The organism is Streptomyces rubellomurinus (assembly GCF_000961885.1).
Taxonomy (GTDB): Bacteria; Actinomycetota; Actinomycetes; order Streptomycetales; family Streptomycetaceae; genus Kitasatospora; species Kitasatospora rubellomurina.
In genome coordinates this window covers 52,620-76,668 of the sequence record NZ_JZKH01000013.1, presented here as the reverse complement: position 1 = coordinate 76,668, position 24,049 = coordinate 52,620, and the positions used below count along the sequence as shown (strand labels likewise).

The following is a 24,049-nucleotide window of genomic DNA, read 5'->3' as shown; positions in this document are numbered from 1 at the left end:
GCCCACGCCCCCGTGAAGCCCAAGCCCGCCCCGGCCGCCGCCGGCGCCCCGGACCCGTACTTCCCGACCAGCGGCGACCACCGCTACCGGGTGCACCGCTACGAACTCGTCGTCGACTACCGGCCCGGGCCCAACCGACTGGCCGGCTCGGCCCGGCTGACCGCGGTGGCCGACATCGCGCTGGCCGAGTTCGCGCTCGACCTGGCCGAGTTCCGGATCGGCCGGGTGCTCGTCGACGGCAAGGCCGCCCGCTACACCCACCGCGGCGGCAAGCTGCGGGTGCGCCCGGCCAAGGCACTGGCGGCGGGCGCGGCCTTCACCGTCGAGGTGCACTACACCGGCAACCCCCGCCCGGTGCGCAGCCCGTGGGGCGGCCTGGGCTGGGAGGAGCTGTCGGAGGGCGCGCTGGTGGCCAGTCAGCCGGTCGGCGCGCCGTCCTGGTTCCCGTGCAACGACCGGCCCGCGGACAAGGCCTCCTACCAGCTGTCGGTCACCACGCCGTCCCCGTTCACCGTGGTGGCGAGCGGCCGGCTGCTGACCCGCACCACCCGGGCGTCCAGCACCACCTGGGTGTACGAGCAGAGCGCGCCGACCTCGCCGTACCTGGTGACGGTCTCGATCGGGCCGTACCGGCCGGTGCCGCTGACCGAACGGCCGGCCGCCCCGCAGGCCGGCTACGTGCCGCAGACCGGCTTCGTGCCGGAGCGGCTGGCCGCCGACTTCGCCCGGGACTTCGCCCGGCAGCCCGCGATGATGTCCTACTTCGGCGAGGCGTTCGGGCCGTACCCCTTCGGCGAGTACGCGGTGGTCGTCGCGGACGAGGAGCTGGACGTCCCCGTCGAGGCGCAGGGCGTCGCCACCTTCGGCACCAACCACCTCGGCGGCGGCTGGGAGCGCGAGCGGCTGATCGCGCACGAGCTGGCCCACCAGTGGTTCGGCAACAGCGTGTCGATCGCCGACTGGCGGCACATCTGGCTCAACGAGGGCTTCGCCAAGTACGCGGAGTGGCTCTGGTCCGAGCACGCCGGCGGCCCGGCGGCGGCCGTCCACGCGGCCGCCGCGCACCGCCTGCTGGCCGGCCTGCCGCAGGACCTCCGGCTGGCCGACCCGGGCCGCAGGCTGATGTTCGACGACCGGCTGTACCAGCGCGGCGGCCTCGCCGTGCACGCGCTGCGCCGCGCGCTCGGCGACGAGGCGTTCTTCGCCATGCTGCGGGACTGGACGGCCGTGCACCGGCACGGCGTCGTGGGCACCGAGGACCTGCTCGCGCACGCGGCCCGGTACACCGCCGTGCCGCTCGGCCCGCTGTTCGAGGCCTGGCTGCACCGGCCGGAGCTGCCGCCGCTGCCGGGCTGACGGTCAGGCCCCCGGCCGGGCGGGGCTGACGGTTAATCGGCCGACTCCCCGGCCGGGCTGGGCTACTGTCCGGTCCCATGCCGACGAGTTTCGAAGAACACATGACCGAGCTGCCCGCCGAGCTGCTGCCGGGCACCCGCCGCGCGCTGCTGCACCAGGTCGCGCTGGCCCAGTCCGAGGGGCGCGCGCCCGCCGTGGTGGCCGGCGTGGTCCGGGACGGGCAGCTGGTCTGGAGCGGCGCGCGCAGCATGATCGACGGCCACGCGCCCACCCCGGACGTGCAGTTCAGGATCGGCTCGCTCACCAAGACCTTCGTGGCCGTCCTGGTGCTGCGGCTGCGCGACGAGGGCCTGCTCGACCTCGGCGACCCGCTCGGCCGCCACCTGCCCGGCACCCCCGCCGACGCGGCCACCGTCGCCCAGCTGCTCGCGCACTCCGCCGGGCTCGCCGCCGAGACGCCCCCGCCGTGGTGGGAGCGGACCGAGGGCGCGCTGCGGCCCGAACTCGCCGACCTGCTCGACGCCGAGAGCCCGGTCAAGCACCCGGCCGGGCGCCGCCACCACTACTCCAACCCCGGCTACGCGCTGCTCGGCGCCCTGGTCGAGCGGCTGCGCGGCGAACCGTGGGGCGAGGTGCTGCGGCGGGAGGTGCTGGCGCCGCTCGGCATGGACCGCACCACGCTGCTGCCCGAGCACCCGCACGCCGGCGGCTTCGCCGTCCACCCGTGGGCCGACGTGATGCTGCCCGAACCGCTCACCGACACCGGGCTGATGGGCCCGGCCGGCCAACTCTGGTCCACCGGCGCCGACCTGGCCCGCTGGGCGGCCTTCCTCGCGGCCGGCGACGACAAGGTGCTGGGCGCCGACTCGCTCGCCGAGATGCGCCGCCCGGCCGTCGGCCCGGAGGACGCCGACTGGACCTCCGCCTTCGGACTCGGCCTGCAACTGCGCCGCCACGAGGGCCGGGTGCTGTACGGGCACTCCGGCTCGATGCCCGGCTTCACCGCCGGGATCTGGATCAGCGAGGCGGACGGCCTGGCCGCCTTCGCCCTGGCCAACGCCACCAGCGGCGCCAACACCCCGCAGCTGGCCGCCCGGTTGATCGCGCTCACCGCCGAACACGAGCCCCGGCTGCCCGAGCCCTGGCGCCCGCTGCCCGAGGTGGACGAGGACCTGCTGGCGCTCACCGGCCCCTGGTACTGGGGCGCCATGCCCAACGTCCTGCGGCTGCGGCCGGGCCGCGTCCTGGAGTTGACCCCGCTGGCCGACCACGGCCGGGCCGCGCGGTTCCGGCCGCAGCCGGACGGCACCTGGCTCGGCCTCGACCGCTACTACGCGGGCGAGACCCTGCGGGTGGTCCGGAACTCCGACGGCACGGTCGGGCACTTGGACGTCGGCTCCTTCGTTTACACCCGCGAACCGTACGGCCCGGGCGGGGCGGTCCCGGGCGGCGTCGACCCGCAGGGCTGGCGCGCACTCTGAGCCTCCGGCGGGGCGCGCATCCGCCGCGCGCGCCCCTGCCGTGCACCACGCTCCCGGGCGTTGTCCACCCCCGGCGAACGAGCGTCCGGTGCCCGGCAGATGGCCACCAGGCCACGGGTGGTCCCATTCAGCAGCTGCACATCTGCCCTCCGCCGCGCGGCAACGTGGATGCCAACCGGCTCGGACAGACATACGGTGACCGGTTCGCCTCCCCGCTCCACCTCCTGCGAACCGGGACGGTGCCCCGGCGCGACGCCGGGCACCGCCGATCGTGCTGCCCTGGAGGGTCCGCCATGACCACCGTCCCCACGTACGCTCCGACCGCAGACGCCCCCACCCACCAGGCCCCGGCCCCGGCCCCGGCCTCGGCAGTCCCGGCGCCCCGCCGGCCGTCGGCCCCGGCCCCCGTCCCGGCCTCGGCCCCGGAAGCCGCCCCGGCCGCCTACACCGTCTCCCTCGCCCGGGACGAGGACGACGTGCGCGCCGCCCAGCGGCTGCGCCACCAGGTGTTCGCCGCCGAACTCGGCGCCGTCCTGCACAGCCCGCTCGCCGGCCTCGACGTCGACCCCTTCGACGAGTACTGCGACCACCTCCTCGTCCGCGAGGGCGAGCACGGCACGGTCGTCGGCACCTACCGGCTGCTGCGCCCCGAGGCCGCCCGCCGGGCCGGCCGGCTCTACTCGGACGGCGAGTTCGACCTCTCCGCGCTCGCCCCCCTGCGCCCCGGCCTGGTCGAACTCGGCCGCTCCTGCATCCACCCCGACCACCGGGGCAACGGCGCCGTCATCAACCTGATGTGGGGCGGCATCGCGCGCTACCTCGCCGACACCGGCAACACCTGGGTCGGCGGCTGCTGCTCCATCGACCTGGCGGACGGCGGCGCCACCGCGGCCCGGGTCTGGGACACCGTCAGCGCCAAGTACCTGGCCCCCGCCGAGTACCGCGTCACCCCCCGCCGCCGCTGGGACGCCACCGGCGTGCCGCGCGCCGCGCAGGGCGCCCTGCCCTCCCTGCTCCGCGGCTACCTGCGGCTCGGCGCCTGGGTCTGCGGCGAGGCTGCCTACGACCCCGACTTCGGCTGCGCCGACCTGTACGTGCTGCTCTCGCTGGAGCGCACCGACCCGCGCTACCTGCGGCACTTCCTCTCCGGGGCGGCCTCCCTGGGCAGTTCCTCATGAGCGTCTGGCTGCCGACCGCGCCCTGCCGGCCGGAGACCTGCCTGGCCGAGCGCGCGCCGGAGGTCTCCCACCCCCGGCGGGCGCTGCGGCTGACCGCCTGCCTCGCCGTCGTCCTGGCCGGGGTGGCGCTCACCCTGCCGGTGCGGCTGCTGCCGTACGGCACCCGGGACCGGCTGGTCCGGTTCTGGGCCCGGACGGTGCTGCGCGCCCTCGGGGTGACGGTGTACCTGACCGGGGCCGGCACGGCAGCCGGTACCGGGGCAGCCGGTGCGGCGGGGGCCGGCGGCGGGGTGCTGGTGGTCGCCAACCACGTGTCCTGGCTGGACATCCCGCTGCTCGCGGCCGGCCGGCCCGGGCGGTCGCTGGCCAAGACCGAGGTCCGGCAGTGGCCGGTGCTCGGGCCCCTGGTCGCCTGGGGCGGCACCGTCTTCCTGGACCGGGACCGGCTGCGGACCCTGCCCGCCACCGTGGCGGCGGTGGCCGAGGTGCTGCGCGGCGGGCAGCCAGTGATCGTCTTCCCGGAGGGGTCGACGTGGTGCGGGCTGGAGAGCGGGCGGTTCCGCCCGGCGCTGTTCCAGGCCGCGGTGGACGCCGGCGCCCTCGTCCAGCCGGTGACGATCCGCTACCGGCTGGCTGACGGACGGCCCACCAGCGTGCCCGCCTTCGTCGGCGACGACGGACTGCTCACCTCGCTCGCCCGGGTCGTCGCGGTGCGCGGCCTGGTCGCGGAGGTGACGTTCCGTCCGCCGATCCCCCCGCCCCCGCCGCACCCCACCCGGGCGGGCGCCCGCCGGGAGCTGGCCCGCGCGGCGCAGGCGGCGGTCGAAGGCATCCGCTGACCCGCTGCTCCGACCTCCTGTCATTGTGCGAACTCCACAATTCCCGGCACGCGGCTCCGTTGATCACGGCACCTGATGGCCCGTAACTCCGCTGGCAGAGTGGCAGATGTCGTGATCACCTCCCGCCACCACGATGGACGTGAGGTGTGTCTCATCCACAAAGGGGGCTGTTCGATGGCTACGGATACTGCGGGTACGACCGGAACGACCGGGACGACGGGTGCGGCCGGTGCAGCCGGTGCGACGAAGGTCGTGGTGACCGGGCTGGGTGCCACCACGCCGCTCGGCGGCGACGTCCCGTCGACCTGGGCCGGGCTGCTGGCCGGGGATTCCGGGATCAGCGCGATCGAGGAGGACTGGGCGGCCGGACTGCCGGTGCGGATCGCGGGCCGACTGCGGGTCGAACCGAGCGAGGTGATCGACCGCGTGCAGGCCCGGCGGCTGGACCGGTGCGAGCAGATCGCGCTGATCGCCGCCCGCGAGGCCTGGGCCGACGCCGGGCGGCCGGACGTCGAGCCGGAACGCCTCGCCGTGGTGATCGGCACCGGCACGGGCGGCGCGCTGAGCATGCTCGGCCAGGACGACGTCCTGGAGGCCTCCGGCGTCCGCAAGGTCTCGCCCCACACCGTGCCGATGCTGATGGCCAACGGGCCGGCGGCCTGGGTCAGCATCGAGCTCGGCGCCAAGGGCGGCGCCCACACTCCCGTCAGCGCCTGCGCCTCGGGCGCCGAGGCCATCGCGATGGGCCTCGACCTGATCCGCCTGGGTCGCGCGGACGTCGTCGTCGCGGGCGGGGCCGAGGCCTGCATCCACCCCCTCCCGCTGGCCGGGTTCGCGCAGGCCAAGGCGCACTCCACCCGCAACGACGCGCCGCAGCAGGCGTCCAGGCCGTTCGACACCCACCGGGACGGCTTCGTCATCGGCGAAGGGGCGGCCCTGGTCGTCCTGGAGCGCGCCGACTTCGCCGCCGCCCGCGCCGCCCGGGTGCACGCGGTCCTGGCGGGCGCCGGTGTCACCTCCGACGCGCACCACATCACCTCCGCCCACCCGGAGGGGCAGGTCCGCGCGATGCGCCTCGCCCTGGCGTCGGCCGGGCTCGGCCCGCTCGACGTCCAGCACGTGCACGCCCACGCGACCTCCACCCCCAAGGGCGACCTCACCGAGGCCGAGTCCATCGCCGAGGCCATCGGCCTGCACCCGGCCGTCACCGCCACCAAGTCGATGACCGGCCACCTCTTCGGCGCCGCCGGCGCCCTCGGAGCCGTCTCCGTGATCCTCTCCCTCCGCGACCGGGTCATCCCCGCCACCCGGAACCTCGACGACCTCGACCCGCAGGTGAAGCTCGACGTCGTCGCCGGCCGGCCGCGACGCGGCACGCTCGGCGCGGCCCTCACCAACTCCTTCGGATTCGGCGGACACAACGCCTCGCTCGTCTTCACCGCCGAGCGGGCCTGACCGTCCCATCCGCACCTCCCGGGTGTCGGCGGACGTCCGTCCGCAGGCAGCCGGGAGGCCCCTGCCGCCCCGCACCGCCGGCCCCTCCGTGGGCCCGACCCCGCCCTGGCCTGCGACGACGCTCCGCCCACCGCTACGATGCCCCGGAACGCAAAGAGCAGGCAAAGTGGCGGTGGGGGCGGGCATGACCGGGGACCGGGCGAACGCGCACACGGACGCGTCCGAGGCAGTCGAGGCGGCCGAGGCGGACGGCGGACCGTCGACCGCCCACCGGCCGGGGGACCCGACACCCGTCCCCGGCGGCCAGGTCGGCCCGGCGACCTTCGCCGTCCAGAAGGCCGGAGGCTGCCTCGGCGAGCTGGTCGTCGAAACGGTCGGCGGGATCCTCCTCATGGCCCTCACCACCCTCTCGCTCGCAGCGACGTTCTACGTCGCCCAGGCCCTCCACCGCGCCAGTGCCCCCGGTGCCTACGCACTGGCCGCCCTCGGCCTGCTGGCCCTGGTCCACGGCGTCCGACACCTGCGCCGCCCCGAGGAGCGGCGCAGCAGGATCGGGCGGATCACCGCCGCCGTCACCGCCGTCCTCGGCGGCTGGCTGGCCGCGTGCGTCGGGTACGCGTCCTTCGACGCGGCCTTCGGCCTGAACATCGGCCTCTGAACATCGGCCTCTGAGCGCGGGCCACCGTCGGCCGCACACGGCGCCGGAGAGGCTCCCGACCGTCCGTCAGCAGCCCGTTGGTCCCACTCCTTCGCACCTACGATGAGGAACATGATCGTCTACGCCCCAGCCGCCCTGTTCTTCCTGCTGTTCGGTATCGGGGTACTGCGCGACCGCCGCCGGTTCAGCAACGCCGTGCTGCTCGGCATCGCCGTATCGCTCCTTTCCCTCGCCCTGCTCACCGAGTTGCGCAAGGCGCCCACCCTGGTGGTGGAGTTGGTGGCCGTCGCCATCGTCCTGCTCCCGGCCATCGGCACGGTGGCCCTGGTCTGGTTCCTGCTCGCCAACGGCCTGACCATGATCCGCAAGGAGGGCCGACGACCCGCCAATCTGCTGTCCCTGCTCGCCGGCCTCGGCATCATCACCCTCCTCGCGCTGATGGCCGCCGCCGTCGTCACCGGCTCGCACCGACTCGCCATCCTGGCCGGCACCGCCCTGCTGGTGGTCGGCTACATCTCCTTCCTGTTCGTCTGCTTCGTGGGCTACGCCTTCCTCTACGGCCGCCACCGGCCGCGCCGGGACGTGGACTTCGTGGTCGTCCTCGGCTCCGGCCTGATCGGCGGCGATCGCGTACCGCCGCTGCTCGCCAGCCGGCTGGACCGAGGCCGGGAGGTGTACGAGCAGCAGGCCGCGCGCGGCAACCCGCCGGTGCTGATCACCTCGGGCGGCCAGGGCCCGGACGAGAAGCTGCCGGAGTCCCACGCGATGGCCGACTACCTGACCGAGCGCGGCTTCCCGGCCCAGCACCTCGCGCGCGAGGACCGCTCGCGCACCACCGAGGAGAACCTGCTCTTCAGCAAGGCGATCATGGAGCAGGCCAAGACCGGCTACCACTGCGTGGTGGTCACCAACAACTTCCACGCCTTCCGCGCCGCGCTCACCGCCCGCAAGACCGGGGTCAACGGCCACGTCTTCGGCTCGCCGACCGCCGCGTACTACTGGCCGAGCGCGACCATCCGCGAGTTCGCCGCGGTGTTCCTCTCGCACAAGCTCGTCAACTTCGGCATCTGCGGCCTCCTCGCCCTCTGCGGCGTGCTCGCGGCCCTCTGAACAGCCCCCCGGATCCGGCAGTGGCCGGGTGGGCGCGTGGGAGCGGCCTCAGGGTTCGATGGAGAGGTGTTCGATGAGGTCGTCGCGCAGCGTGAACCGATAGCGGAGATCGATGGTGCCGCCGGGGAAGTCGCCTTCGAGGTGGTGGGTGGCGATGTAGTGGGCCGTGTCGATCTCCTGAGCGTTCGTCAGGTCGATGGTGTAGGTGAACTCGGTGGCGGATCGGTCCAGCCACCGCTCGATCGCGGCGCCGCCCTGGTAGGTGTTGCCGTCGTCGATCACTGTCGCGTCGTCGGTGAACGCCGTGACCGCGGTGGCGGTGTCGTGGGCGCGGTGCGCTGCGAGGTAGCGGGTGATCACCTCGGGCAGGTCGTCCGGGGTGATGGTCCGGGGCTGGTGGTCGTGCATGACGGCTCCTGATGGTGACGGCGGGTTCAGACGGTGGGGGTGGTGCCGCCGTCGATGACGTGTTCGGCGCCGACGATGGCCGAGGCGCGGTCGGAAACGAGGAAGGCGACGAGCTCGGCGACCTCCTCGGGCCGGTTGGGCCGGCCGAGCGGGATGCCGCCGAGGGAGTCCATCAGCCGGCCCAGCGCCGCTTCCTGGCTGATACCGGCTTCGTGGGCGATCCGGGCGACGAGGTCGTCGGCGGCCGAGGTCTGGACGAAGCCGGGCGAGACGGTGTTGACGCGGACTCCGTGCGGGGCGACCTGGGTGGCCAGGCCCTTGCTGTACGTGGTCAGGGCGGCCTTGGCGGCAGCGTAGGCCAGGGTGCCGTTCCACAGCGGCATGCGGCGCTGGATCGAGGTGACGTGCACGACCGCGCCCCTGCCGTTGGCGATCATGTGCGGCAGGAGCGCGCGGTCCAGGCGGACGGCGGCCAGCAGGTTCGTGTTCAGCTCCCGGGCCCAGTCGTCCTCTCCGAGCGCGGCGAATCCTCCTGCCGGCGACGTGGAGCCGCCGAGGGTGTTGACCAGGATGTCGACGCCTCCCACACGGGCGTCCACCTCGGAGGCGACGTCGGCGGCGCCCTCGGCGGTGGACAGGTCAGCCGTGATGAACGTCTTCTCCTCCACGTCGTCGGGCCGGCTGCGGGCGGTGACGAGCACGGTCGCGCCGGCCTCGGCGAGGCGTCGGGCGATCGCGGCTCCGGTGCCCTTGGTGCCGCCGGTGACCAGAGCACGCCGGCCTTCGAGGGATTCGCTGATGGATGTGGTCACGGTGTGCCCCGTTCCCGGGCGCGGGCGCACGAGGCGCCGCCCCGTCTCGACTGCTAAAATAGAAGCCACTAACTTTGACTTTAGCAGTAACCGAGGGGATGGTCGCCGTGGCGAGCCGGATCAGGCTGGAGGACCGGGAGTGCCCGCTGTCCACGACGGTGGAACACGTCGGCGAGTGGTGGACGCTGCTGATCCTCCATGACGCCTTCGACGGCTACACCCGCTTCGACCAGTTCCAGGAGAGCCTGGGCATCTCCTCCAGCATGCTCACCACCCGGCTGAAGACCCTGGTCGCGGACGGCCTCCTGGAGCGCCGGCCCTACCAGACCGGCCCCGTCCGGCACGAGTACGTACTCACCGAACTCGGGCGCTCGCTGCGCCCGGTGATCGTCGCCCTGGCCGCGTGGGGCAATGCCCGCCTCCCGGCGGCGGAGCGCAGCATGATCCTCGTCGACGCGCACAGCGGCGAGGAGGTCGAGCCCGTCGTCGTCGACGCCAAAACCGGCCGCCGACTCGACGACAGCACCGCCTACGTCTTCACCGCGGGCCCCGCAGCCAGCGACGCGATGCGCAGCCGCTACGCGGCCCGGCCAACCATTCCCGCAGAGGAGGCGAAGAGCCTCGTACAGCCTTGAGCAGGGCCACGCGCACGGGCTGCACCTGACCGCCTCGCAGCACCGGTTTGTCGCTGGCGTGACACCTGCTCCCCCCAAGTGATCGACCCGCAAGCCACGCTGATCCATCTGGCCGGTCACATCGACACCACCCGCCCGCCCGGTCGAACAGAATCGCAGTGACTTTCGGGCGCGAAGCCGTCTACTGTCCGGCGAATGAACGTCAAGGACACCGATCCCACCGACACGCCAGCTGTCATCGTCCGCTCCCAGGACGACCCGACCACCCAGGTCAGGTTCTCCGACCGCTACTTCCCTGACGAGTACGGAACCGGCTTCGCGGTGGACGTGCACGCTGAAGGCCTCCAAGCCCGGCTCGACTCGGTCCTCACCTGGGTCTGGGGGCCGGAGTACCTGGCCGACTTCCTCGACAAGCTCGCTGCCGACTTCCGCGGCTGGGAGGGCGAGCGCGCCTGGAGCACCCACCACCTCGCCCTGCGGGCAGTCTTTCGATCCGGTGGCCACGTCGGCCTGACCTGGACTCTCCGGCCATGGACCACCCGGGAAGACTCCTGGGAAGCCTCGGTCACCACCTGGTTGGAGGGCGGGGAACAACTGACGGCCTTTGCCGCAGACATCCGTCAGTTTCTCGACCGCGGCACTCCAGCTGGAACCCGTTGAATCTCGCCGTCGACTTTGCTGTAGCGGGCTGAACCACCGCCTTACCGGCTCCACTTCAACCCGCCAGAACCAACCGGTCAACGGATCGCCTTCCCCGCTGCTACCTACCGGCGGGGGCTCGACGCCCTGGAACTCCGCTGAAACCGGCCGACTCCGGATCTAGGATCTGCGGCATGGCAACACGACTCGTGCAGATCAACATGAAGGCCCGGGACGACGCTGCGCTCGGCCGGTTCTGGGCCGAGGCACTCGGTTGGGGTGTCGACAGCGAGGGCCCCGGCGTGACCAACCTCGAACCGGTCGGCTTCGCCTACCCCGACCCCGCGGCCGTCTGCATCGACCTCGTCGCCCGCCCAGAACCCAAGACGGTGAAGAACCGGGTGCACCTCGACCTGGCCACCACCTCGACGGCTCATCAGGCGGAGCTGGTCGCCCGCTTGAAGGACCTCGGCGCGACACTCGCCGACGTGGGGCAGGGCGACGTCCCCTGGACGGTCATGGCCGACCCGGAGGGCAACGAGTTCTGCGTCCTGGAGCCCCGGGAGATCTACCGGGACACCGGGCCGATCGCCGCAGTGGTGGTCGACTGCACCAGCCCGCGGGCGATGGCCCGGTTCTGGGGCGAGGCGATGGACTGGACGGTGCACGAGGTCGCCGACGACTACGCGACCATGCGATCCGCCCACGGCGTCGGCCCCTACCTGGAGTTCATCCGCACCCCCGACACCAAGAGCGGGTGGAACCGCGTCCACCTGGACATCAGCCCCTACCGCGGTGACGACCCGGCAGCCGAGGAGGCCAGGCTGCGCGCTCTCGGCGCCTCCGACCCGGGCATCGACCAGTCCGCCATCTCGTGGCGGATCCTGACCGACGTGGAGGGCAACGAGTTCTGCCTGCTCAGCCCCCGCTAGCCCGGCCCACCACCTGGGCTCCCGGGCCGTCCGATCGGACGGCCCGGGAGCCCAGGAGCTTGGGTCCGTGTGTGGCCGCGCGAGAAGCGCCGAAGGGGTAAGCGAGACTCTGTCACCAGGCATTCGACGATGGCCGAGACCTCTGGGGTCTACGCCCGGGGAGCTCGTCGGCCTTCTGCCCTGAAAGCCCCCGGGCTGATCTGGTTCGGATAACTGATCGTTTGAGGATGAAGAGCTTGGCAGTCGGCCTGTGGCTACGCAGCTGTGAGTCAGGCGTGATCGTGCACGTGAGCCCAGACGTCGCCACCGCAGGCCCAAGTCCACAGCCAGTGCCGTAGTGACGGGCTCGCGTTGCGGAGGCCATCGTGTGGGTCTTCGCCCCAGCTGGGCTCCCATCCGTCCACGTCAAAGAGCAGCACTGAGTTGTCCACGGCAAGCAACGAAACGTGCCACTCCATCGTGCAGCCGCCTGGCACGAGATACAGCCATGATGAAGGCAGCCCCTCTGATTTTGTCGGGTCATATGGGTTCAGGCACGGATTTCGTGAAGTCGATCGTGCTTCTGTGCGTACGGTGACGCCCCGTCATATTCAGGTGGATGCCTGATGCTGTCGGAGCGCGGTGAGCGCGTTGCTGGCTATCTCGTCGGGTGTGCCAGCCGCGTCGACCGTGACGAGGAGCCCCTGCCTTGCGTAGTGCTGGATGATGGGCTCCACCATCGCTTCGTAGCTGCTGAACCGACTGCGGATGCTCTTCTCTTTGTCGTTCTCACGCTGATAGAGCTCACCGCCGCAGACGTTGCAGGCGCCGTCGACGTCGAGGGTGTCCACCGCCGGCTCGTAGACGTGGGTTGAGTCGTTACGGCAGAGGCGACGGGCGGACTGGCGGCGGACGCGGCCCTCCACCTCCCTCTCGGGAAGGTGCAGGCGCAACACGCTGTTCAGGGGCGTGCTGAGTTCGTGGAGCAACTCGTCCAGAGCGAGCGCCTGGGCGGCGTTGAGCGGGTGCCGGTCAAGGAGGAAGGCTGCGGGGGCCGCCTGGCGCAGGTGGTCGCGGACGATCGCATTGATGATCTCGTCCGGGAGCGGTTTGCCGGAGTTCATGATCTCGGCGGACCGGATTCCCAGGTCGGTGCCCTGGCGGAGGTGAGCGCGTATGAGATCGCTGAAGTTGATGCGTGGCACTGCCAGGGCCCGAGCCAGCGAATCGCTTGGCGTCTCCCGCCACCAGGCCGGTGGTTGCAAGATGGCGATGCGCATCGAACCCGTCGCCATCAGCGGCAGATCCAGTAGCTGTCGCGGATCGGGTGCTTGTATTGCTCACCGGTCGAGCGAGTCACCACGACACCGCCGTCCTCGTAGGAGACCCGGTCGCCCGCCGCGACGAACACTGGTGCGTCCAGCTCGACCTGAAAGTCGGCGTGGAGCAGGAACTCGCTGAGCAAGAGCATCCGCAGGGCCGGGGTAGTCCCGTCGATATTCAGGCGCACGAACCAAGCATCCCGCAGGGGCCGGTGCCGCCGCGACTGGTTTCGGCCTGTCGGCGGCGGCTGAACTGGGGTTGGGCATGGATGCGGTGAAGTCGATCAGCGAGCCGTGACGGTTTGTGGTCGGCGGCTGGCCGCGTCAGGAGGAGCCGCTTGCGGAGCAGCGGTGGTTTCGCTCGGCCGAACATGCTGCGTTTGAGCGCCTTGAGGTCGTTGACGCGGCCCTCGACCGGCCCGGACGACCAGTCGGTGCTCATGCCGTAGACGACGGCGTCGAGGTCGGTGCGAACAACGGCTCTCGGGGAGCGTCCGCGAAGCGATCTCTTCCGCTCGGGCGTCGAGCGTCACCTTCCCGGAGCTGCTGCTGGAGATGATCCGGCCCCGTCTTGGCCGTAGCGCTCCTCGATCCAGGCGAGCGGAACCTCGGCCCTGTCGAACCGCAGGCCCGGATCCCAGGCACGAGTGCGCAGCTTGTCGATCAGCTCGTCGTCATTCCCGGGTCGGACACCCGACTGGGCGTGATCCATCGCAAGCTGCGGCTCACTGCTCCTGCGCTGAGGAGAGGTCATGTGCCGGGAGCCTAGCGCCGAGGTGGTCCGCCCTTTTTGAGCACCCGGACGTGCGAGCCATAGACCGCGCCATTGTCCAGGTCCAACAGATCTGCGCCGCGCAACTCGGTCAGCAGGGCGGCATGCAACCGCCCTCTACACCCGCATCATCCACGCTCCTCCCCTGGGCGCAGCCCGTCGAACAGGTCGGTCTCGATCTGCCCGCCGCCGCAGGGCGTCGGTACCAGGCAGCGGGCCAGGTGGTAGTCCTCGGTCGGCCAGACCTCGCGCTCGATGCTCCTGGGGTGGGCCATGAACGCCACGCCGGGCTGCACCTGGGTGGCGTGCGCCAGCAGCGCCGCGTCCCGTACCGCGAACTGCTCGGCGCACGCGATCCGGGTGGTGGTGGCGAGAGCGGGAGGGGTGTCGGGCCAGCCGGCCAGCAGCTCGCCCATGGCCGAGGGGACGCCCCGCTCCGTCATGGCGTCGTGCAGGGTCTGGAACCAGGCCCGGGAGAGGGCCAGGTGGTAGTAGAGCTTCGCCGCCTGCCAGGGCTCTCCCGCCTCCGGATAGCGGTCCGGATCGGCCGCGGCCGCGAACGCCTCGACCGTGACCTGGTGGGTCATCACGTGGTCGGGATGCGGGTATCCGCCCGTCTCGTCGTAGGTGATCACGACGTGTGGACGGAACTCCCTGATCAGCGCGACCAGCGGCGCCGCCGCGACCTCCACCGGTTGGGCGGCGAAGCAGTCCTCGGGCAGGGGCTCGTCCGGGCCGGGCATGCCGGAGTCGAGGAAGCCCAGGAACTGCTGGCGCACCCCGAGAATCTCCCGGGCGGCGGCCATCTCCGCCCGGCGGATCCGGGCCAGATCGGCCCGGACCTCGGGCCGGTCCAGCGCCGGGTTGAGCACCGAGCCCCGCTCGCCGCCGGTGCAGGTGGCGACCAGGACGTCCACCCCCTCGGCGGCGTAGCGGGCGAGGGTGGCCGCGCCCTTGCTGGACTCGTCGTCCGGGTGGGCGTGCACGGCGAGCAGGCGCAGGCGGCCGGAGTACTGGGTCAACATGCTTGCCTCCACGGTCGATCGGTTGTGACCGGCGATCGGCGACCGCCCGTCCGCGGCCTCCCCGGCCGCCGGACAGGAACTTAGGACGGACCTAGCGATTGGGTCAAGCCAATTTATTGGGTCGGGCATAATTCATGTGCCCGACCCATCGAACTGCGCTAGGCTCCCCGCATGACGAAGCCCCGACCCGCCGCCACCGACGCCGCATCCACCGCCGACACCCCCGCCCCCAAGCTCCGCGAGCTGAACAAGCGCCGCACCCGCGAGGCCATCTCGGACGCCGCGACCAGGCTCTTCATCGACCAGGGCTTCGACCGCACCACCATCGCCGAGGTCGCGGCCGCCGCCGGCGTCGCCAAGATGACCGTCACCAACCACTTCCCGCGCAAGGAGGACCTCCTGCTCGACCTGCACGAGGAGCTCGCCGGCCGGCTCGCCCGCACGGTCGCCGACCGCGCCCCCGACGAGTCCGCCCTCGCCTCGCTGCGCCGCGACTGCCTGGCCGCGCTCGACCGGCACGACGCCCGGCTCGGCTTCGCGGGGCAGGCCTTCGCCCGCACCGTCGCGGACAGCCCCGCCCTCCTCGCCCGGCTGCGCGAGCTGCACGAGCAGGGCGAGGCCGCCCTGGCCGAGGCATTGACCCGGGCGTTGACCGAGGCCGACCGCCCCGCTCCCGCCGACGACGCGACCGCCCCCGTCGACTTCGAGAGCCGGGTCGCCGCCGCTCTGCTCGCCGCCGTCGACCGGGCGGTGTTCACGGAGGTGTTCCGCCGAGTCCTGGCCGGCGAGGAGCACGCCGCCGTCACCGCCGCCGTCCGGCCCTCGGCGATCCGGGCCTTCGACCGATTGGAGGGCGCCCTCGGCAACTTCGCCGTCCGCACCGACCGGGGCCGGTGATCCGAACCGACCCTCCCACCCGACCTCGCACTTGACGAAAGGTTGACCTGTTCACGGCAGAAGGTTGAAGCATCCCGCCCCTATCGTCAGCGCATGCCCTCACAGCCCATCAGGCCCACCACCCTGCCGGTTCTGCCGTACCGCAAGCCCACTCGCGGGCGGGACTACTGGGTCCTGGACAACGTCCTGCCCGACCCGGACGCCGTCCGCGAGCGCGTCCTGGCCCGCGGCGACTGGACCGAGGGATACCCCTACCGCCCCGAGGCCTGGCCCGGCCTGCGCACCATGCCCGGCCTCGAACCGGACGAGCTGGCCCGCGTCGAGTCCCTGGTCCGCAAGGCCACCGGTGCCTCGCGGCTCTGGGTCCAGAGCACCCCGGGCGGCGGCACACTCAACCACAACTGCGTCCAGCTCGTCGGCGCCGGCGAGTCGGAGTCCCGCCCGCACACCGACTCCCGCGCGCTCTGCCGCTACGCCGCCGTCCTCTACCTCAGCCCGGGCGCGCCCAAGGACGCCGGCACCAGCTTCTACCGCCAGCAGTTCCCCGGCGGCCGCCTCGGCGGCAACCTGGTCAACGCCCCGCACAACAACCTGGTCGAGGCACTCGGCACCCGGCACGTGCCGGCCGACCACTTCACCGAGGACGTCCGCGTCCCCAACCGCTACAACCAGCTGCTGCTCTACCACGCCAACCTCATGCACAGTGCCACGAGTTACTACGGCACCGAGCTGCCCGAGCGCCGGATGACGGCGGTCTTCTTCTGGATGGCCTGACACCCGTACCGGAGTCCGCCCGGGGCTCGTGAGCACCCCTCACATCCCGCACCCGGGCCGACTTCGGACGTCCGGCCTCGACATCTAGGAAGACAACGCGACCCTGTATGTCTCGGGCCCAACGCTCTGAAAGCACAGCTGAAGCCACCGCACCGGTGAGTCCGTACGCCCCTTCCAACGGTTCGCCGCCGAGCGCGAGTTCCCGTCCTCGGTGTGACCTTTCGCCGACCGTTCGCGCCTTCCCCGCACGGCAGCCGCCACCCCATACTCCCGGCTCGAACCCGACGGCGGCCGCGACGGTCGACCGGTCGGCAGGTACCAGCACCCGGCCGGGAGGCGGGCGGCGCGAGAACACGGGGAGTGGGTCACGGTGGAATCAGCGACGGTCACCGCATCGACGGCCACCGCAGCGGCTGCGGGCACCTGGAAGCTCGGCGACCTGGAGGTGAACCGGCTCGGGTTCGGCACGATGCGGCTGACCGGCAACGGGATGCGCGGCAACTCCGATGGCGAGCCGATCGACCGCGAGCTCGCCGTCCGGCTCCCGCGCAGCGCGGTCGAGCACGGGGTGAACCAAGCTGCCGGCGGCAGGGCATCGCCTTCGTGCCGTTCTTCGCGATCTCCGGCCGGCAACGCGAGGCGCCCGCCGCCGACACCCACGACGACCGGCTCCAGGCGATCGCGCACGCCCACGGCGTGACGCCGGCGCAGGTCCGACTGGCCTGGACACTGCACCGCGGGCCGAACGTGCTGGCCATCCCGGGAACCTCCGACCCCCCACCTGGTCGAGAACATCGCCGCCGGCGCACTGCGACTGTCCCGAGCAGACCTGGACGCCCTCGACGGCCTGGACGCCACGAACGCCACAAACGGCACGAGCCCCGTCGACCACCCGGAAGCGCCCGCGTAGAGCTCGGGAACGGCCAACTGAACGGGAGGGGTGCCCGCGGGCCCTCCAGCCGCGGACACCCTCCCGTTCACTGCGTGACCACCTCAGCGGTCACCACACCTCAGGCGCCGTGGATCCTCGAACAGCGGCGCCGGCCACGGCGGGGGCAGCCAACGCCCCCGCCGAACGCCCAGCCGCTCACCACCCGCCGCTCACCGCCCGCTGCGGAGCCGGTGGGCGGAGACCCGCACCCGGGTGCCGCAGCGGGTCGAGCAATAGCGCTGCGGGGTGCGGCGCCCGGTGTCGATGAAGTAGCGCTCGCAGCCGGGAGCCGCGCAGCGGCCCCAGGCGCAGTAGCCGCGTTCGCCGAGCCAGAGCGCCAGCGCGAGGGCGGCGGTGGACAGCAGCCAGTGGGCCGGCGACGCGCCGTCCGAGGCCCGGGCGTGGACCGACCAGCGGCGCTCCGGCAGGCGGACCAGCCGGGGTCGGGCGGGGTACCGGTCGAGGAGGGCGTTGATGGCGTCCGCGGCCCGGTCCTCGTCCGCGAGGTCCAGGATGCCGGCGACGGTGGCCGTGGCTTCGCGCAGCTCCAGCGCCGTGGTCGCGGTGAGGCGCAGCGGCGGCCCGCCGTGCCGTTCCACCACGGCCTCCAGTTCGGCCGCGTCGGCCCCGGGCCGGTCCTGGACGGTGTTGACCAGGTCGGCCAGGAAGTACAGGCCGCGCGGATTGTCCTCGTCGAATCCCTGGTGCATGCACGTCTCCCGTCGCCGATCGAAGGCTCGCCGAGCCAGCCCCATGGTAACGTCAAAACGGATGTTAGCCGTTACAACGCCGATCGCAGCGCAAGGGATTCGCCATGACCGTGTCGCAGACGTCCGTGCTGATCGTCGGGGGCGGGCCGGTCGGCCTGACGCTGTCGGCCCTGCTGTCCGGGTACGGCGTGGACCACGTGCTGGTCGAGGCCCACCCCACGACCTCCCGCCACCCCAAGGCCCGCGGGGTCTCGGCCCGTTCGATGGAGATCTTCCGGCGCCTCGGCCTGGAAGGGGCCGTCCGCTCGGCCGGTCTGCCGGCCGATCAGGTCCGCTTCTACCGCGGCCGCGACCTCGTCGATCCCGACTTCGTCCGCACCGGCCTCCCCGAACAACCCGAGGAGGACGCGGAGAGCGCGGAGCACACGCCCGCGCCCGGCGTCATCTGTTCCCAGGACGCGCTGGAGCCCGTCCTGCTGCGGCACGCCGAGACGCCGGCCGGCCCCCGGATCCGCTTCGGCACGCGCCTGCTCGGGTTCACGGACGACGGCCTCGGCGTGCTGGCCGACCTGGCGGACGCGGCCACCGGTGAGCGGTACCGGGTACGCGCGGACTGGCTGGTCGGCTGCGACGGCTCCGCGAGCACCGTCCGTGCCGGGGCGCGCATCGCGATGGAGGGCCCCACCGGGCTGGGTCGCTACCTGAGCGTCCGCTTCGAGGCGCCGCTCGGCCCGGTGGTGGCCGATCGCGCCAGCGCGTCCTACTTCCTCACCGCGCCCGGTCGGGGCGGGTTCATGGCGGTCGACAACGACCGCCACTGGATCTACCAGTACCCGCTCACCCCGGACACGCCCGCCTCGGACCCGTCCGACCACGGGCAGCTGGCCGACCTCATCCGCACCGCCGCCGGCATCCCCGACCTGGACGTGACGGTCCGCGACACGATGACCTGGCGCATGGACGCGCAACTCGCCACCGCCTACCGCCGCTCCCGCGTCCTGCTGGCCGGCGACGCGGCGCACGTCGTCCCGCCGACCGGAGGGCACGGCATGAACACCGGCATCGGCGACGTGGACAACCTCGCCTGGAAGCTCGCGGCCGTCACCGCCGGGTACGCCGGCGACGCCCTGCTGGACACCTACGAGGCAGAACGCCGGCCCGTCGCCCGCCAGGTCATCGGCATCTCCACGGCCAACGCCCGCAACCGCGCCGGCTACCGCATCGACGACGAACTCCTGCTGACCGCCGTCTACCGCTCGACCGCCGTCCTCCCCTCGACCGCCGCCCCCCGGAGCCCCGGCACGGCTCCGGAACCCACCGGGCTGCGCCCGGACGGCTACCGCCCCGGCGCCCGCCCCGGCGAACGCCTGCCGCACGTCCGCCTCACCGGCGGACCCGCACGCGTGACGTCCACCCTCGACCTCCTCGGCCCCGGCTTCACCCTGCTCACCGCGACGGACAGCCCGGCGTGGCGACGGCAGGCCGACGCCACGCGGCAGGCCGGAATCCCCGTCACCTATCGGGCGCTCGGCAGCGGCCGACAGCGGGAGGCCACCCCGGGGCAGTGGGAACGCCTCGTCGGCGCGGCAGCCGCGGTCCTGGTCCGCCCGGACGGACACGTGGCCTGGCGCGGCACCGACCCGGCGACGGACCTTCGAGCCGTCCTCCGGAGCGTCCTCTCCTCCTGACCGCCTCCTGGTTCGCCGCCGCCGCGCCCGGGGACGCTCCCCCCATGGACCGCACCCACCCGCACGAGGGCCCCGCCGTCCCGCCCACCGAGGCGGTCCACCCCGCCTGGGCCGGGATCGACGACCTGCCCACCCTCGACCTGCTCCGGCTGATGAACGCCGAGGACCGCACCGTCCCGCTCGCCGTGGCCGCCGAGGTGGAGCGGATCGCCGCCGTGGTCGACGCGGTCGCCGCCCGGATGGCGCGCGGCGGCCGGCTGGTCTACGCGGGCGCGGGGACGGCCGGCCGGCTCGGGGTCCTGGACGCCGCCGAGTGGCCGCCGACGTTCGGCACCGACCCGGCGCAGGTGGTGGGGCTGATCGCGGGCGGCCCGGCGGCGGTGACGGCGGCGGTCGAGGGCGCCGAGGACCGCCCCGACCTGGCGGCCGCCGACCTCGCCGCGCTCGGCCCGACCCCGGCCGACACCGTGGTGGGCGTGTCGGCCTCGGGCCGGACGCCGTACACCGTGGCCGCCGTCCGGGCGGCCCGCGCCGCCGGCGCACTGACCGTCGCGCTCGTCTGCACCCGCGGCTCGGCGCTGGCGGAGGCCGCCGAGCTGGCCGTCGAGGTGGAGGTGGGGCCCGAAGTGCTGGCCGGGTCGAGCCGGTTGAAGGCGGGCACGGCGCAGAAGCTGGTGCTCAACCTGCTGTCGACGGCCGTCATGGTCCGCCTCGGCCGGACGTACGGGAACCTGATGGTCGACGTCCGGGCCACCAACGCCAAGCTCCGCGAGCGCGCCCACCGGATCGTCGCGGAGGCCAGCGGCGCGGACGATGCGGCGGTCCGCCGCGCGCTGGGGGCGACCGGCGGCCGGGCCAAGGACGCGATCCTGACCCTCCTCGCCGGGGTCGACGCCGCCACCGCCGCCCGCCTGCTCGCCGCCTCGGACGGACGGCTGCGCGAGGCGCTGCGCGCCGCCGGCCTCAGCTGACGGAGGTCACTTCAGCTGGAGCTCCCCCGCCGCCGCGACCTCGCCGAGCCGGGGGAAGTCCAGCTCCACCGACGCCCGGTGCTCCTCCGCCGTGAGCGCCGTCATCGCGTCCTCGACGAACACCAGCCGGTACCCGTGGTCGCCCGCCGCCCGGGCGGTCGACTCCACCCCGAGGTTGGTCGCGATCCCGGCGAACACCAGGGTGTCCACGCCGCGCGCCCGCAGCAGCTCGTGCAGGCCGGTGCCGTGGAAGCCGCCGATGGTGCGCTTGACCACCACCTCGTCGGCCACCGCCGCGACCTCGGCCGCGAGGTCGCTGCCGGGCGGCTGCTCGGCGACGTTCGGCCGCTCGACGCGCACCGCGACGACGGGCGCACCGGCCGCCCGGAACGTCCGGGCGAGGTCGAGGGAGGCCGCCAGCACCTGCGAACCGGGGTACGGCGCGAGCTGGTTGGCGACGATCCGGTCCATCAGGTCGATCAGGACGAGGGCCGTGCGGCGAGGGTCGAGAGTGATCACGGCGATCACGCTAGCGCCCGCACACCCCGGAGAGCCAGGGACCAGCCACGGTGACGCACCGTCAACTCCGGTGACTCCACGGGACTAAGCTGTGCCCCACTGGAGATCGACGACCTCACGAAGGAGTTCGACCCCGAATGAGCAGCCGCATCCCGGCCTCGCCGGCCCCCGGTCCCGCCGCCCTCCCGTCCGCCCCGCGCTCCGGGCGGCTGTGGGTGGAGGGGGTGGCCGCCGCCATGGCGGCGCTGTACGCGGCGCTGAAGCTGTACTGGGCGTTCGGCGGCGACGGCCTGAAGTCCACCATCGGCTTCTCGGAGGACCTCTGGCACGATCCGCTCTTCGAACTGCTCGGCCTCTGGGGCACCGTGCTGCTCGCCGCCCTGGGGGCGCTGATCCCCTTCGCGCTGGTGAAGCCGTGGGGGGCGGTGGTGCCGCGGTGGATGCTGGAGCTGCCGATCGGGATCGGCTGCGCGTTCACCGTGCTGCGCGGCATCGCCGGGATCGTCCAGGAGAGCCTGTACCTGACCGGCGCGATCTCCTCGCACTACCCGGACGTGACGGGCGCGGAGGCCGACACCGTGGCCCGCTGGTCGCTGTTCCTCTACTCGCCGTGGTTCCTCGTCTGGGGGCTCGTCCTGGGCGCCATCGGGCTGCGCGCACTCCGCACCGACAAAGCCGACAAGGCCTCCAAGGCCGCCAAGGCCGCCCGGGCGCTCCGGGAGGCCTCCACCGGCTGACCGGCAGCAGCCCGGCACGTCCCCCGCCCCGCCGCTACCCCGCCGCTACCCCGCCGCCGCCCCGCCCTCGCGCGCGATCTCGGCCCGGAAGCCCTCGATCAGCACGCGCAGCCCGTACTCGAAGTCCGCGTCGTGGTCCGTCATCCGCAGCACGTCCACCGCCTCGCGCAGCAGCGGGAGTTCGCTCAGCGCCTCGTCCGGGAAGGCGGGCCGGTCGCGGTCCGCCGCGTCCTGCCGCCAGGCCTGTTCCTCGGTGACCCAGCCCATCACGTACCGGTCGACGGTGAGCAGCAGCCGCAGCGCCGTCCGCGGCCGCAGCCCGGCCCCGCACAGGGCGCTCAACTGCGCCTCGACGGCCGGCAGTTCGGCCTCGGTGGGCAGGGTCCCGGCGTGCACCCGGGCGCCGTCGCGGTAGGCGAGCAGGGCCGTGCGCTTGGCGCGCGCGTCGGCGGCGATCCAGTCCGGCCAGTGTGCCGGGTCCGGCGCGCGGTCGGGTGGCAGGGCCTCGGCGAGCATGGCTTCGGCCATCAGGTCGAGCAGTTCCCGCTTGTTCTTGAAGTGCCAGTACAACGCCGGTGACTGGACGCCGAGTTCGCGGGCGAGCCGGCGGGTGGTGAGGCCGTCGATGCCCTCCTCGTCGAGCACCCGCAGGGCGGTGCGCACCACCTCGTCGCGCTGCAGCGCCATCCGATCCACCTCTCCGAGCCCCCGGGCCCCCGAACTCCCGAGCTTGCCGAAATCCCCTTGCCAGCCCACCTTATCGCCGATAAGTTCCCGAGCTGGAACTTATCAGCGATAAGGAAGGTCGTCGCGCCGTCGACGGCCACGAAGGGACCCACCCCCGCATGACCTCGACCCTGTCCCGGCTGCTGCCGAACACCGCACCCTGGCGGTCCTCCCGGGACTTCCGACTGACCTGGACCTCCGGCACGGTCACCCTGCTCGGCTCGATCTTCACCATGACCGCGATCCCACTGCAGATCGCCCACCTCACCGACTCGCCGCTCGCCGTGGGCGCGGTGGGCGCGGTCGAACTCCTGCCCGCGATCGCGTTCGGCCTGTACGGCGGCGTGCTCGCCGACCGCGCCGACCGCCGCACCGTCGCCCTGGCCACCGAGATCGCGCTGGCCGCGCTCACCGCCCTGCTGCTCGCCAACGCGCTGCTCGGCGCGCCGGCCGTCTGGCCGCTGTACGTCGCCGCCGGGGTGGCGGCGGGCCTGCAGGGCGTCCAGCAGCCCTCGGTCGAGGCGATGGTGCCCCGGCTGGTGCCGCACGAGCAGCTGGTCGCGGCCGGCTCGCTGCTGTCGCTGCGCTGGAGCATCGCGGGCGTGGCCGGGCCGGCCGCCGCCGGGCTGCTGATCGCCGGCGCGGGCGTCCGGGCCGCGTACCTGGTCGACCTCGCCACCTTCCTGGTCTCGATCGCCCTGCTCGCCCGGGTCCGGCCCGTCCCGTCCGAGCGCGACGCCGAGGCGCCGGTGCTGCGCGAGTTCGTCGACGGCGCCCGGTACGCGGCCGGCCGGCCGGACCTCCTCGGCACCTACCTGGCCGATCTCGCGGCCACCGTCTTCGCCCTGCCCACCGCACTGTTCCCGTTCCTGGCCGAGGAGTTGGACGCGGTGTGGGCACTGGGCCTGCTCTACTCGGCGGCCGCCGCGGGCAGCCTGCTGGCCGCCGCGACCGGCGGCTGGACGGACCGGGTGCACCGGCACGGCCGGCTGGTGCTGCTCGCCGCGGCCGTGGTCGGGGCGGCCACCGCCGGGGCCGCGCTCGCCCCGGGCCTGTGGGCCGTGCTGCTCTGCCTGGCCGTGGCCGGCGCCGCCAACTGGGCCGGCGACACCTTCCGCAGCGCCATCTGGAACCAGTCCATCCCGGACGAACTGCGGGGCCGCGCCGCCGGGTTGGAGATGCTGATCGGCTCCGCCGGGCCCGCCCTCGGGGACCTGCGGGCGGGCGGACTGGCCGCCCGCCAGGGCATCCGGGCCGCGCTGCGCACCGGCGGCCTGCTCTGCCTCGGCAGCTCCGCCGTGCTCTCCGCCGCGCTGCCCTCGCTCTGGCGCTACGACGCCCGGGCGCACGGGGAACCGGCCGCGCCCACCACCCCATGAGCCCCCGAAGCCCCCCGAAGACTTCCGCGCCCCTCGCCCCGCGCGCCCGACGCACGCACCCGCGCGAGCCCACTCGCCGCGACCACGTCAAGCGAAGACTTGCCTCCGATTCCTTG

General features: G+C 73.3%; 26 protein-coding genes and 1 pseudogene. 17 read left to right on the top strand and 10 right to left on the bottom strand.

Annotation, left to right across the window (positions count from 1 at the left end):
• Positions 1–12 precede the first annotated feature (12 nt).
• From VM95_RS09375 to VM95_RS09345, 7 genes are all read left to right on the top strand, one after another.
• A complete protein-coding gene (locus VM95_RS09375; protein WP_045694057.1) occupies positions 13–1,356 on the top strand; it encodes a M1 family metallopeptidase in 1,344 nt (447 codons plus the stop codon).
• 101 nt (positions 1,357–1,457) lie between these two features.
• Complete coding sequence (locus VM95_RS09370) at positions 1,458–2,837, top strand: serine hydrolase domain-containing protein (protein WP_045693961.1); 1,380 nt, start codon at positions 1,458–1,460, stop codon at positions 2,835–2,837.
• A 293-nt stretch (positions 2,838–3,130) separates the two neighbouring features.
• Complete coding sequence (locus tag VM95_RS09365) at positions 3,131–4,015, top strand: GNAT family N-acetyltransferase (RefSeq protein ID WP_045693959.1); 885 nt, start codon at positions 3,131–3,133, stop codon at positions 4,013–4,015.
• Positions 4,012–4,854, top strand: coding sequence for a lysophospholipid acyltransferase family protein (locus tag VM95_RS09360; RefSeq protein WP_045693957.1), 843 nt, complete (start codon positions 4,012–4,014; stop codon positions 4,852–4,854). Before VM95_RS09365 ends, VM95_RS09360 begins: the two co-directional genes overlap by 4 nt.
• Before the next feature lie 255 nt (positions 4,855–5,109).
• Complete coding sequence (locus VM95_RS09355) at positions 5,110–6,309, top strand: beta-ketoacyl-[acyl-carrier-protein] synthase family protein (RefSeq protein WP_244178689.1); 1,200 nt, start codon at positions 5,110–5,112, stop codon at positions 6,307–6,309.
• 184 nt (positions 6,310–6,493) lie between these two features.
• Positions 6,494–6,967 (top strand): hypothetical protein, encoded by a 474-nt coding sequence (locus VM95_RS09350; RefSeq protein ID WP_045693953.1) that lies wholly within the window; start codon positions 6,494–6,496, stop codon positions 6,965–6,967.
• Positions 6,968–7,078: 111 nt separating this feature from the next.
• Complete coding sequence (locus VM95_RS09345) at positions 7,079–8,077, top strand: YdcF family protein (RefSeq protein WP_045693951.1); 999 nt, start codon at positions 7,079–7,081, stop codon at positions 8,075–8,077.
• A 48-nt stretch (positions 8,078–8,125) separates the two neighbouring features.
• Here VM95_RS09345 and VM95_RS09340 read toward each other — a convergent pair whose 3' ends face one another.
• Complete coding sequence (locus VM95_RS09340; protein WP_045693949.1) at positions 8,126–8,485, bottom strand: nuclear transport factor 2 family protein; 360 nt, start codon at positions 8,483–8,485, stop codon at positions 8,126–8,128.
• 26 nt (positions 8,486–8,511) lie between these two features.
• Positions 8,512–9,297, bottom strand: coding sequence for an SDR family oxidoreductase (locus VM95_RS09335; RefSeq protein ID WP_045693947.1), 786 nt, complete (start codon positions 9,295–9,297; stop codon positions 8,512–8,514).
• A gap of 98 nt (positions 9,298–9,395) precedes the next feature.
• On the opposite strand from VM95_RS09335, the gene VM95_RS09330 reads away from it, so the two are divergent.
• The 3 genes from VM95_RS09330 (at position 9,396) to VM95_RS09320 (ending at position 11,503) form a co-directional block, all read left to right on the top strand.
• Complete coding sequence (locus VM95_RS09330) at positions 9,396–9,932, top strand: winged helix-turn-helix transcriptional regulator (protein WP_208615429.1); 537 nt, start codon at positions 9,396–9,398, stop codon at positions 9,930–9,932.
• 195 nt (positions 9,933–10,127) lie between these two features.
• Positions 10,128–10,592, top strand: a complete 465-nt coding sequence (locus VM95_RS09325; protein ID WP_208615427.1) for a DUF6228 family protein — start codon at positions 10,128–10,130, stop codon at positions 10,590–10,592.
• A gap of 173 nt (positions 10,593–10,765) precedes the next feature.
• Positions 10,766–11,503 (top strand): VOC family protein, encoded by a 738-nt coding sequence (locus VM95_RS09320; protein ID WP_045693945.1) that lies wholly within the window; start codon positions 10,766–10,768, stop codon positions 11,501–11,503.
• A gap of 590 nt (positions 11,504–12,093) precedes the next feature.
• Here VM95_RS09320 and VM95_RS09315 read toward each other — a convergent pair.
• From VM95_RS09315 to mca, 5 genes are all read right to left on the bottom strand, one after another.
• On the bottom strand, positions 12,094–12,762 hold the full coding sequence (locus tag VM95_RS09315; protein ID WP_045694051.1) for an adenylate kinase family protein: 669 nt from the start codon (positions 12,760–12,762) through the stop codon (positions 12,094–12,096).
• Positions 12,763–12,776: 14 nt separating this feature from the next.
• Positions 12,777–12,992 carry a hypothetical protein gene (locus tag VM95_RS09310; protein ID WP_045693943.1) on the bottom strand — a complete coding sequence of 72 codons (216 nt, stop codon included), beginning with the start codon at positions 12,990–12,992 and terminating at the stop codon, positions 12,777–12,779.
• Positions 12,983–13,246, bottom strand: a complete 264-nt coding sequence (locus VM95_RS41335) for a hypothetical protein (RefSeq protein ID WP_107072898.1) — start codon at positions 13,244–13,246, stop codon at positions 12,983–12,985. Before VM95_RS41335 ends, VM95_RS09310 begins: the two co-directional genes overlap by 10 nt.
• An 87-nt stretch (positions 13,247–13,333) precedes the next feature.
• Complete coding sequence (locus VM95_RS42325; protein ID WP_157882020.1) at positions 13,334–13,558, bottom strand: hypothetical protein; 225 nt, start codon at positions 13,556–13,558, stop codon at positions 13,334–13,336.
• A 146-nt stretch (positions 13,559–13,704) separates the two neighbouring features.
• The gene (mca, locus tag VM95_RS09305) at positions 13,705–14,601 is read right to left on the bottom strand and encodes a mycothiol conjugate amidase Mca (RefSeq protein ID WP_045693941.1); all 897 of its coding nucleotides are present in this window, start codon (positions 14,599–14,601) and stop codon (positions 13,705–13,707) included.
• A 171-nt stretch (positions 14,602–14,772) separates the two neighbouring features.
• Here mca and VM95_RS09300 point away from each other — a divergent pair, with 171 nt between their 5' ends.
• The 3 genes and pseudogenes from VM95_RS09300 to VM95_RS45585 form a co-directional block, all read left to right on the top strand.
• On the top strand, positions 14,773–15,498 hold the full coding sequence (locus tag VM95_RS09300) for a TetR/AcrR family transcriptional regulator (protein WP_045693939.1): 726 nt from the start codon (positions 14,773–14,775) through the stop codon (positions 15,496–15,498).
• 93 nt (positions 15,499–15,591) lie between these two features.
• Positions 15,592–16,272: a DUF6445 family protein gene (locus VM95_RS09295; protein ID WP_045693937.1), complete on the top strand. Its 681-nt coding sequence runs from the start codon at positions 15,592–15,594 to the stop codon at positions 16,270–16,272.
• 579 nt (positions 16,273–16,851) lie between these two features.
• Positions 16,852–17,182, top strand: a pseudogene (locus tag VM95_RS45585) (aldo/keto reductase); the annotation flags it as partial.
• A gap of 191 nt (positions 17,183–17,373) precedes the next feature.
• On the opposite strand, the gene VM95_RS09290 reads toward VM95_RS45585, so the two are convergent.
• Positions 17,374–17,913 (bottom strand): CGNR zinc finger domain-containing protein, encoded by a 540-nt coding sequence (locus VM95_RS09290; protein WP_045693934.1) that lies wholly within the window; start codon positions 17,911–17,913, stop codon positions 17,374–17,376.
• Positions 17,914–18,017: 104 nt separating this feature from the next.
• Between VM95_RS09290 and VM95_RS09285 the strand changes: the two genes are divergently transcribed.
• Together VM95_RS09285 and murQ are read left to right on the top strand one after the other, a co-directional pair.
• Positions 18,018–19,601: an FAD-dependent monooxygenase gene (locus VM95_RS09285; RefSeq protein ID WP_045693931.1), complete on the top strand. Its 1,584-nt coding sequence runs from the start codon at positions 18,018–18,020 to the stop codon at positions 19,599–19,601.
• A gap of 44 nt (positions 19,602–19,645) precedes the next feature.
• Entirely contained in the window at positions 19,646–20,572 is a 927-nt protein-coding gene (gene murQ, locus VM95_RS09280) for an N-acetylmuramic acid 6-phosphate etherase (protein ID WP_045693929.1), read from the top strand.
• A gap of 6 nt (positions 20,573–20,578) precedes the next feature.
• On the opposite strand, the gene VM95_RS09275 is transcribed toward murQ, so the two are convergent.
• The gene (locus VM95_RS09275; RefSeq protein WP_107072902.1) at positions 20,579–21,091 is read right to left on the bottom strand and encodes an isochorismatase family protein; all 513 of its coding nucleotides are present in this window, start codon (positions 21,089–21,091) and stop codon (positions 20,579–20,581) included.
• Positions 21,092–21,228: 137 nt separating this feature from the next.
• Here VM95_RS09275 and VM95_RS09270 point away from each other — a divergent pair, with 137 nt between their 5' ends.
• Positions 21,229–21,828, top strand: a complete 600-nt coding sequence (locus VM95_RS09270; RefSeq protein WP_045693924.1) for a DUF3995 domain-containing protein — start codon at positions 21,229–21,231, stop codon at positions 21,826–21,828.
• Between the two features lie 45 nt (positions 21,829–21,873).
• Here the strand turns inward: VM95_RS09270 and VM95_RS09265 are convergent, their stop codons facing one another.
• The gene (locus VM95_RS09265; RefSeq protein WP_045693922.1) at positions 21,874–22,515 is read right to left on the bottom strand and encodes a TetR/AcrR family transcriptional regulator C-terminal domain-containing protein; all 642 of its coding nucleotides are present in this window, start codon (positions 22,513–22,515) and stop codon (positions 21,874–21,876) included.
• 158 nt (positions 22,516–22,673) lie between these two features.
• On the opposite strand from VM95_RS09265, the gene VM95_RS09260 reads away from it, so the two are divergent.
• Complete coding sequence (locus VM95_RS09260) at positions 22,674–23,933, top strand: MFS transporter (RefSeq protein WP_045693919.1); 1,260 nt, start codon at positions 22,674–22,676, stop codon at positions 23,931–23,933.
• The last annotated feature ends 116 nt before the right edge of the window (positions 23,934–24,049 follow it).

Bases quoted from the DNA above. Each gene is read 5' to 3' on its own strand.
- VM95_RS09370 (WP_045693961.1), top strand. From the start codon at position 1,458: ATGACCGAGCTGCCCGCCGAGCTGCTGCCGGGCACCCGCCGCGCGCTG.
- VM95_RS09365 (WP_045693959.1), top strand. From the start codon at position 3,131: ATGACCACCGTCCCCACGTACGCTCCGACCGCAGACGCCCCCACCCAC.
- VM95_RS09360 (WP_045693957.1), top strand. From the start codon at position 4,012: ATGAGCGTCTGGCTGCCGACCGCGCCCTGCCGGCCGGAGACCTGCCTG.
- VM95_RS09350 (WP_045693953.1), top strand. From the start codon at position 6,494: ATGACCGGGGACCGGGCGAACGCGCACACGGACGCGTCCGAGGCAGTC.
- VM95_RS09345 (WP_045693951.1), top strand. From the start codon at position 7,079: ATGATCGTCTACGCCCCAGCCGCCCTGTTCTTCCTGCTGTTCGGTATC.
- VM95_RS09340 (WP_045693949.1), bottom strand. From the start codon at position 8,485: ATGCACGACCACCAGCCCCGGACCATCACCCCGGACGACCTGCCCGAG.
- VM95_RS09330 (WP_208615429.1), top strand. From the start codon at position 9,396: ATGGTCGCCGTGGCGAGCCGGATCAGGCTGGAGGACCGGGAGTGCCCG.
- VM95_RS09325 (WP_208615427.1), top strand. From the start codon at position 10,128: ATGAACGTCAAGGACACCGATCCCACCGACACGCCAGCTGTCATCGTC.
- VM95_RS09320 (WP_045693945.1), top strand. From the start codon at position 10,766: ATGGCAACACGACTCGTGCAGATCAACATGAAGGCCCGGGACGACGCT.
- VM95_RS09315 (WP_045694051.1), bottom strand. From the start codon at position 12,762: ATGCGCATCGCCATCTTGCAACCACCGGCCTGGTGGCGGGAGACGCCA.
- VM95_RS41335 (WP_107072898.1), bottom strand. From the start codon at position 13,246: ATGAGCACCGACTGGTCGTCCGGGCCGGTCGAGGGCCGCGTCAACGAC.
- VM95_RS42325 (WP_157882020.1), bottom strand. From the start codon at position 13,558: ATGACCTCTCCTCAGCGCAGGAGCAGTGAGCCGCAGCTTGCGATGGAT.
- mca (WP_045693941.1), bottom strand. From the start codon at position 14,601: ATGTTGACCCAGTACTCCGGCCGCCTGCGCCTGCTCGCCGTGCACGCC.
- VM95_RS09300 (WP_045693939.1), top strand. From the start codon at position 14,773: ATGACGAAGCCCCGACCCGCCGCCACCGACGCCGCATCCACCGCCGAC.
- VM95_RS09295 (WP_045693937.1), top strand. From the start codon at position 15,592: ATGCCCTCACAGCCCATCAGGCCCACCACCCTGCCGGTTCTGCCGTAC.
- VM95_RS09290 (WP_045693934.1), bottom strand. From the start codon at position 17,913: ATGCACCAGGGATTCGACGAGGACAATCCGCGCGGCCTGTACTTCCTG.
- VM95_RS09285 (WP_045693931.1), top strand. From the start codon at position 18,018: ATGACCGTGTCGCAGACGTCCGTGCTGATCGTCGGGGGCGGGCCGGTC.
- murQ (WP_045693929.1), top strand. From the start codon at position 19,646: ATGGACCGCACCCACCCGCACGAGGGCCCCGCCGTCCCGCCCACCGAG.
- VM95_RS09270 (WP_045693924.1), top strand. From the start codon at position 21,229: ATGAGCAGCCGCATCCCGGCCTCGCCGGCCCCCGGTCCCGCCGCCCTC.
- VM95_RS09265 (WP_045693922.1), bottom strand. From the start codon at position 22,515: ATGGCGCTGCAGCGCGACGAGGTGGTGCGCACCGCCCTGCGGGTGCTC.
- VM95_RS09260 (WP_045693919.1), top strand. From the start codon at position 22,674: ATGACCTCGACCCTGTCCCGGCTGCTGCCGAACACCGCACCCTGGCGG.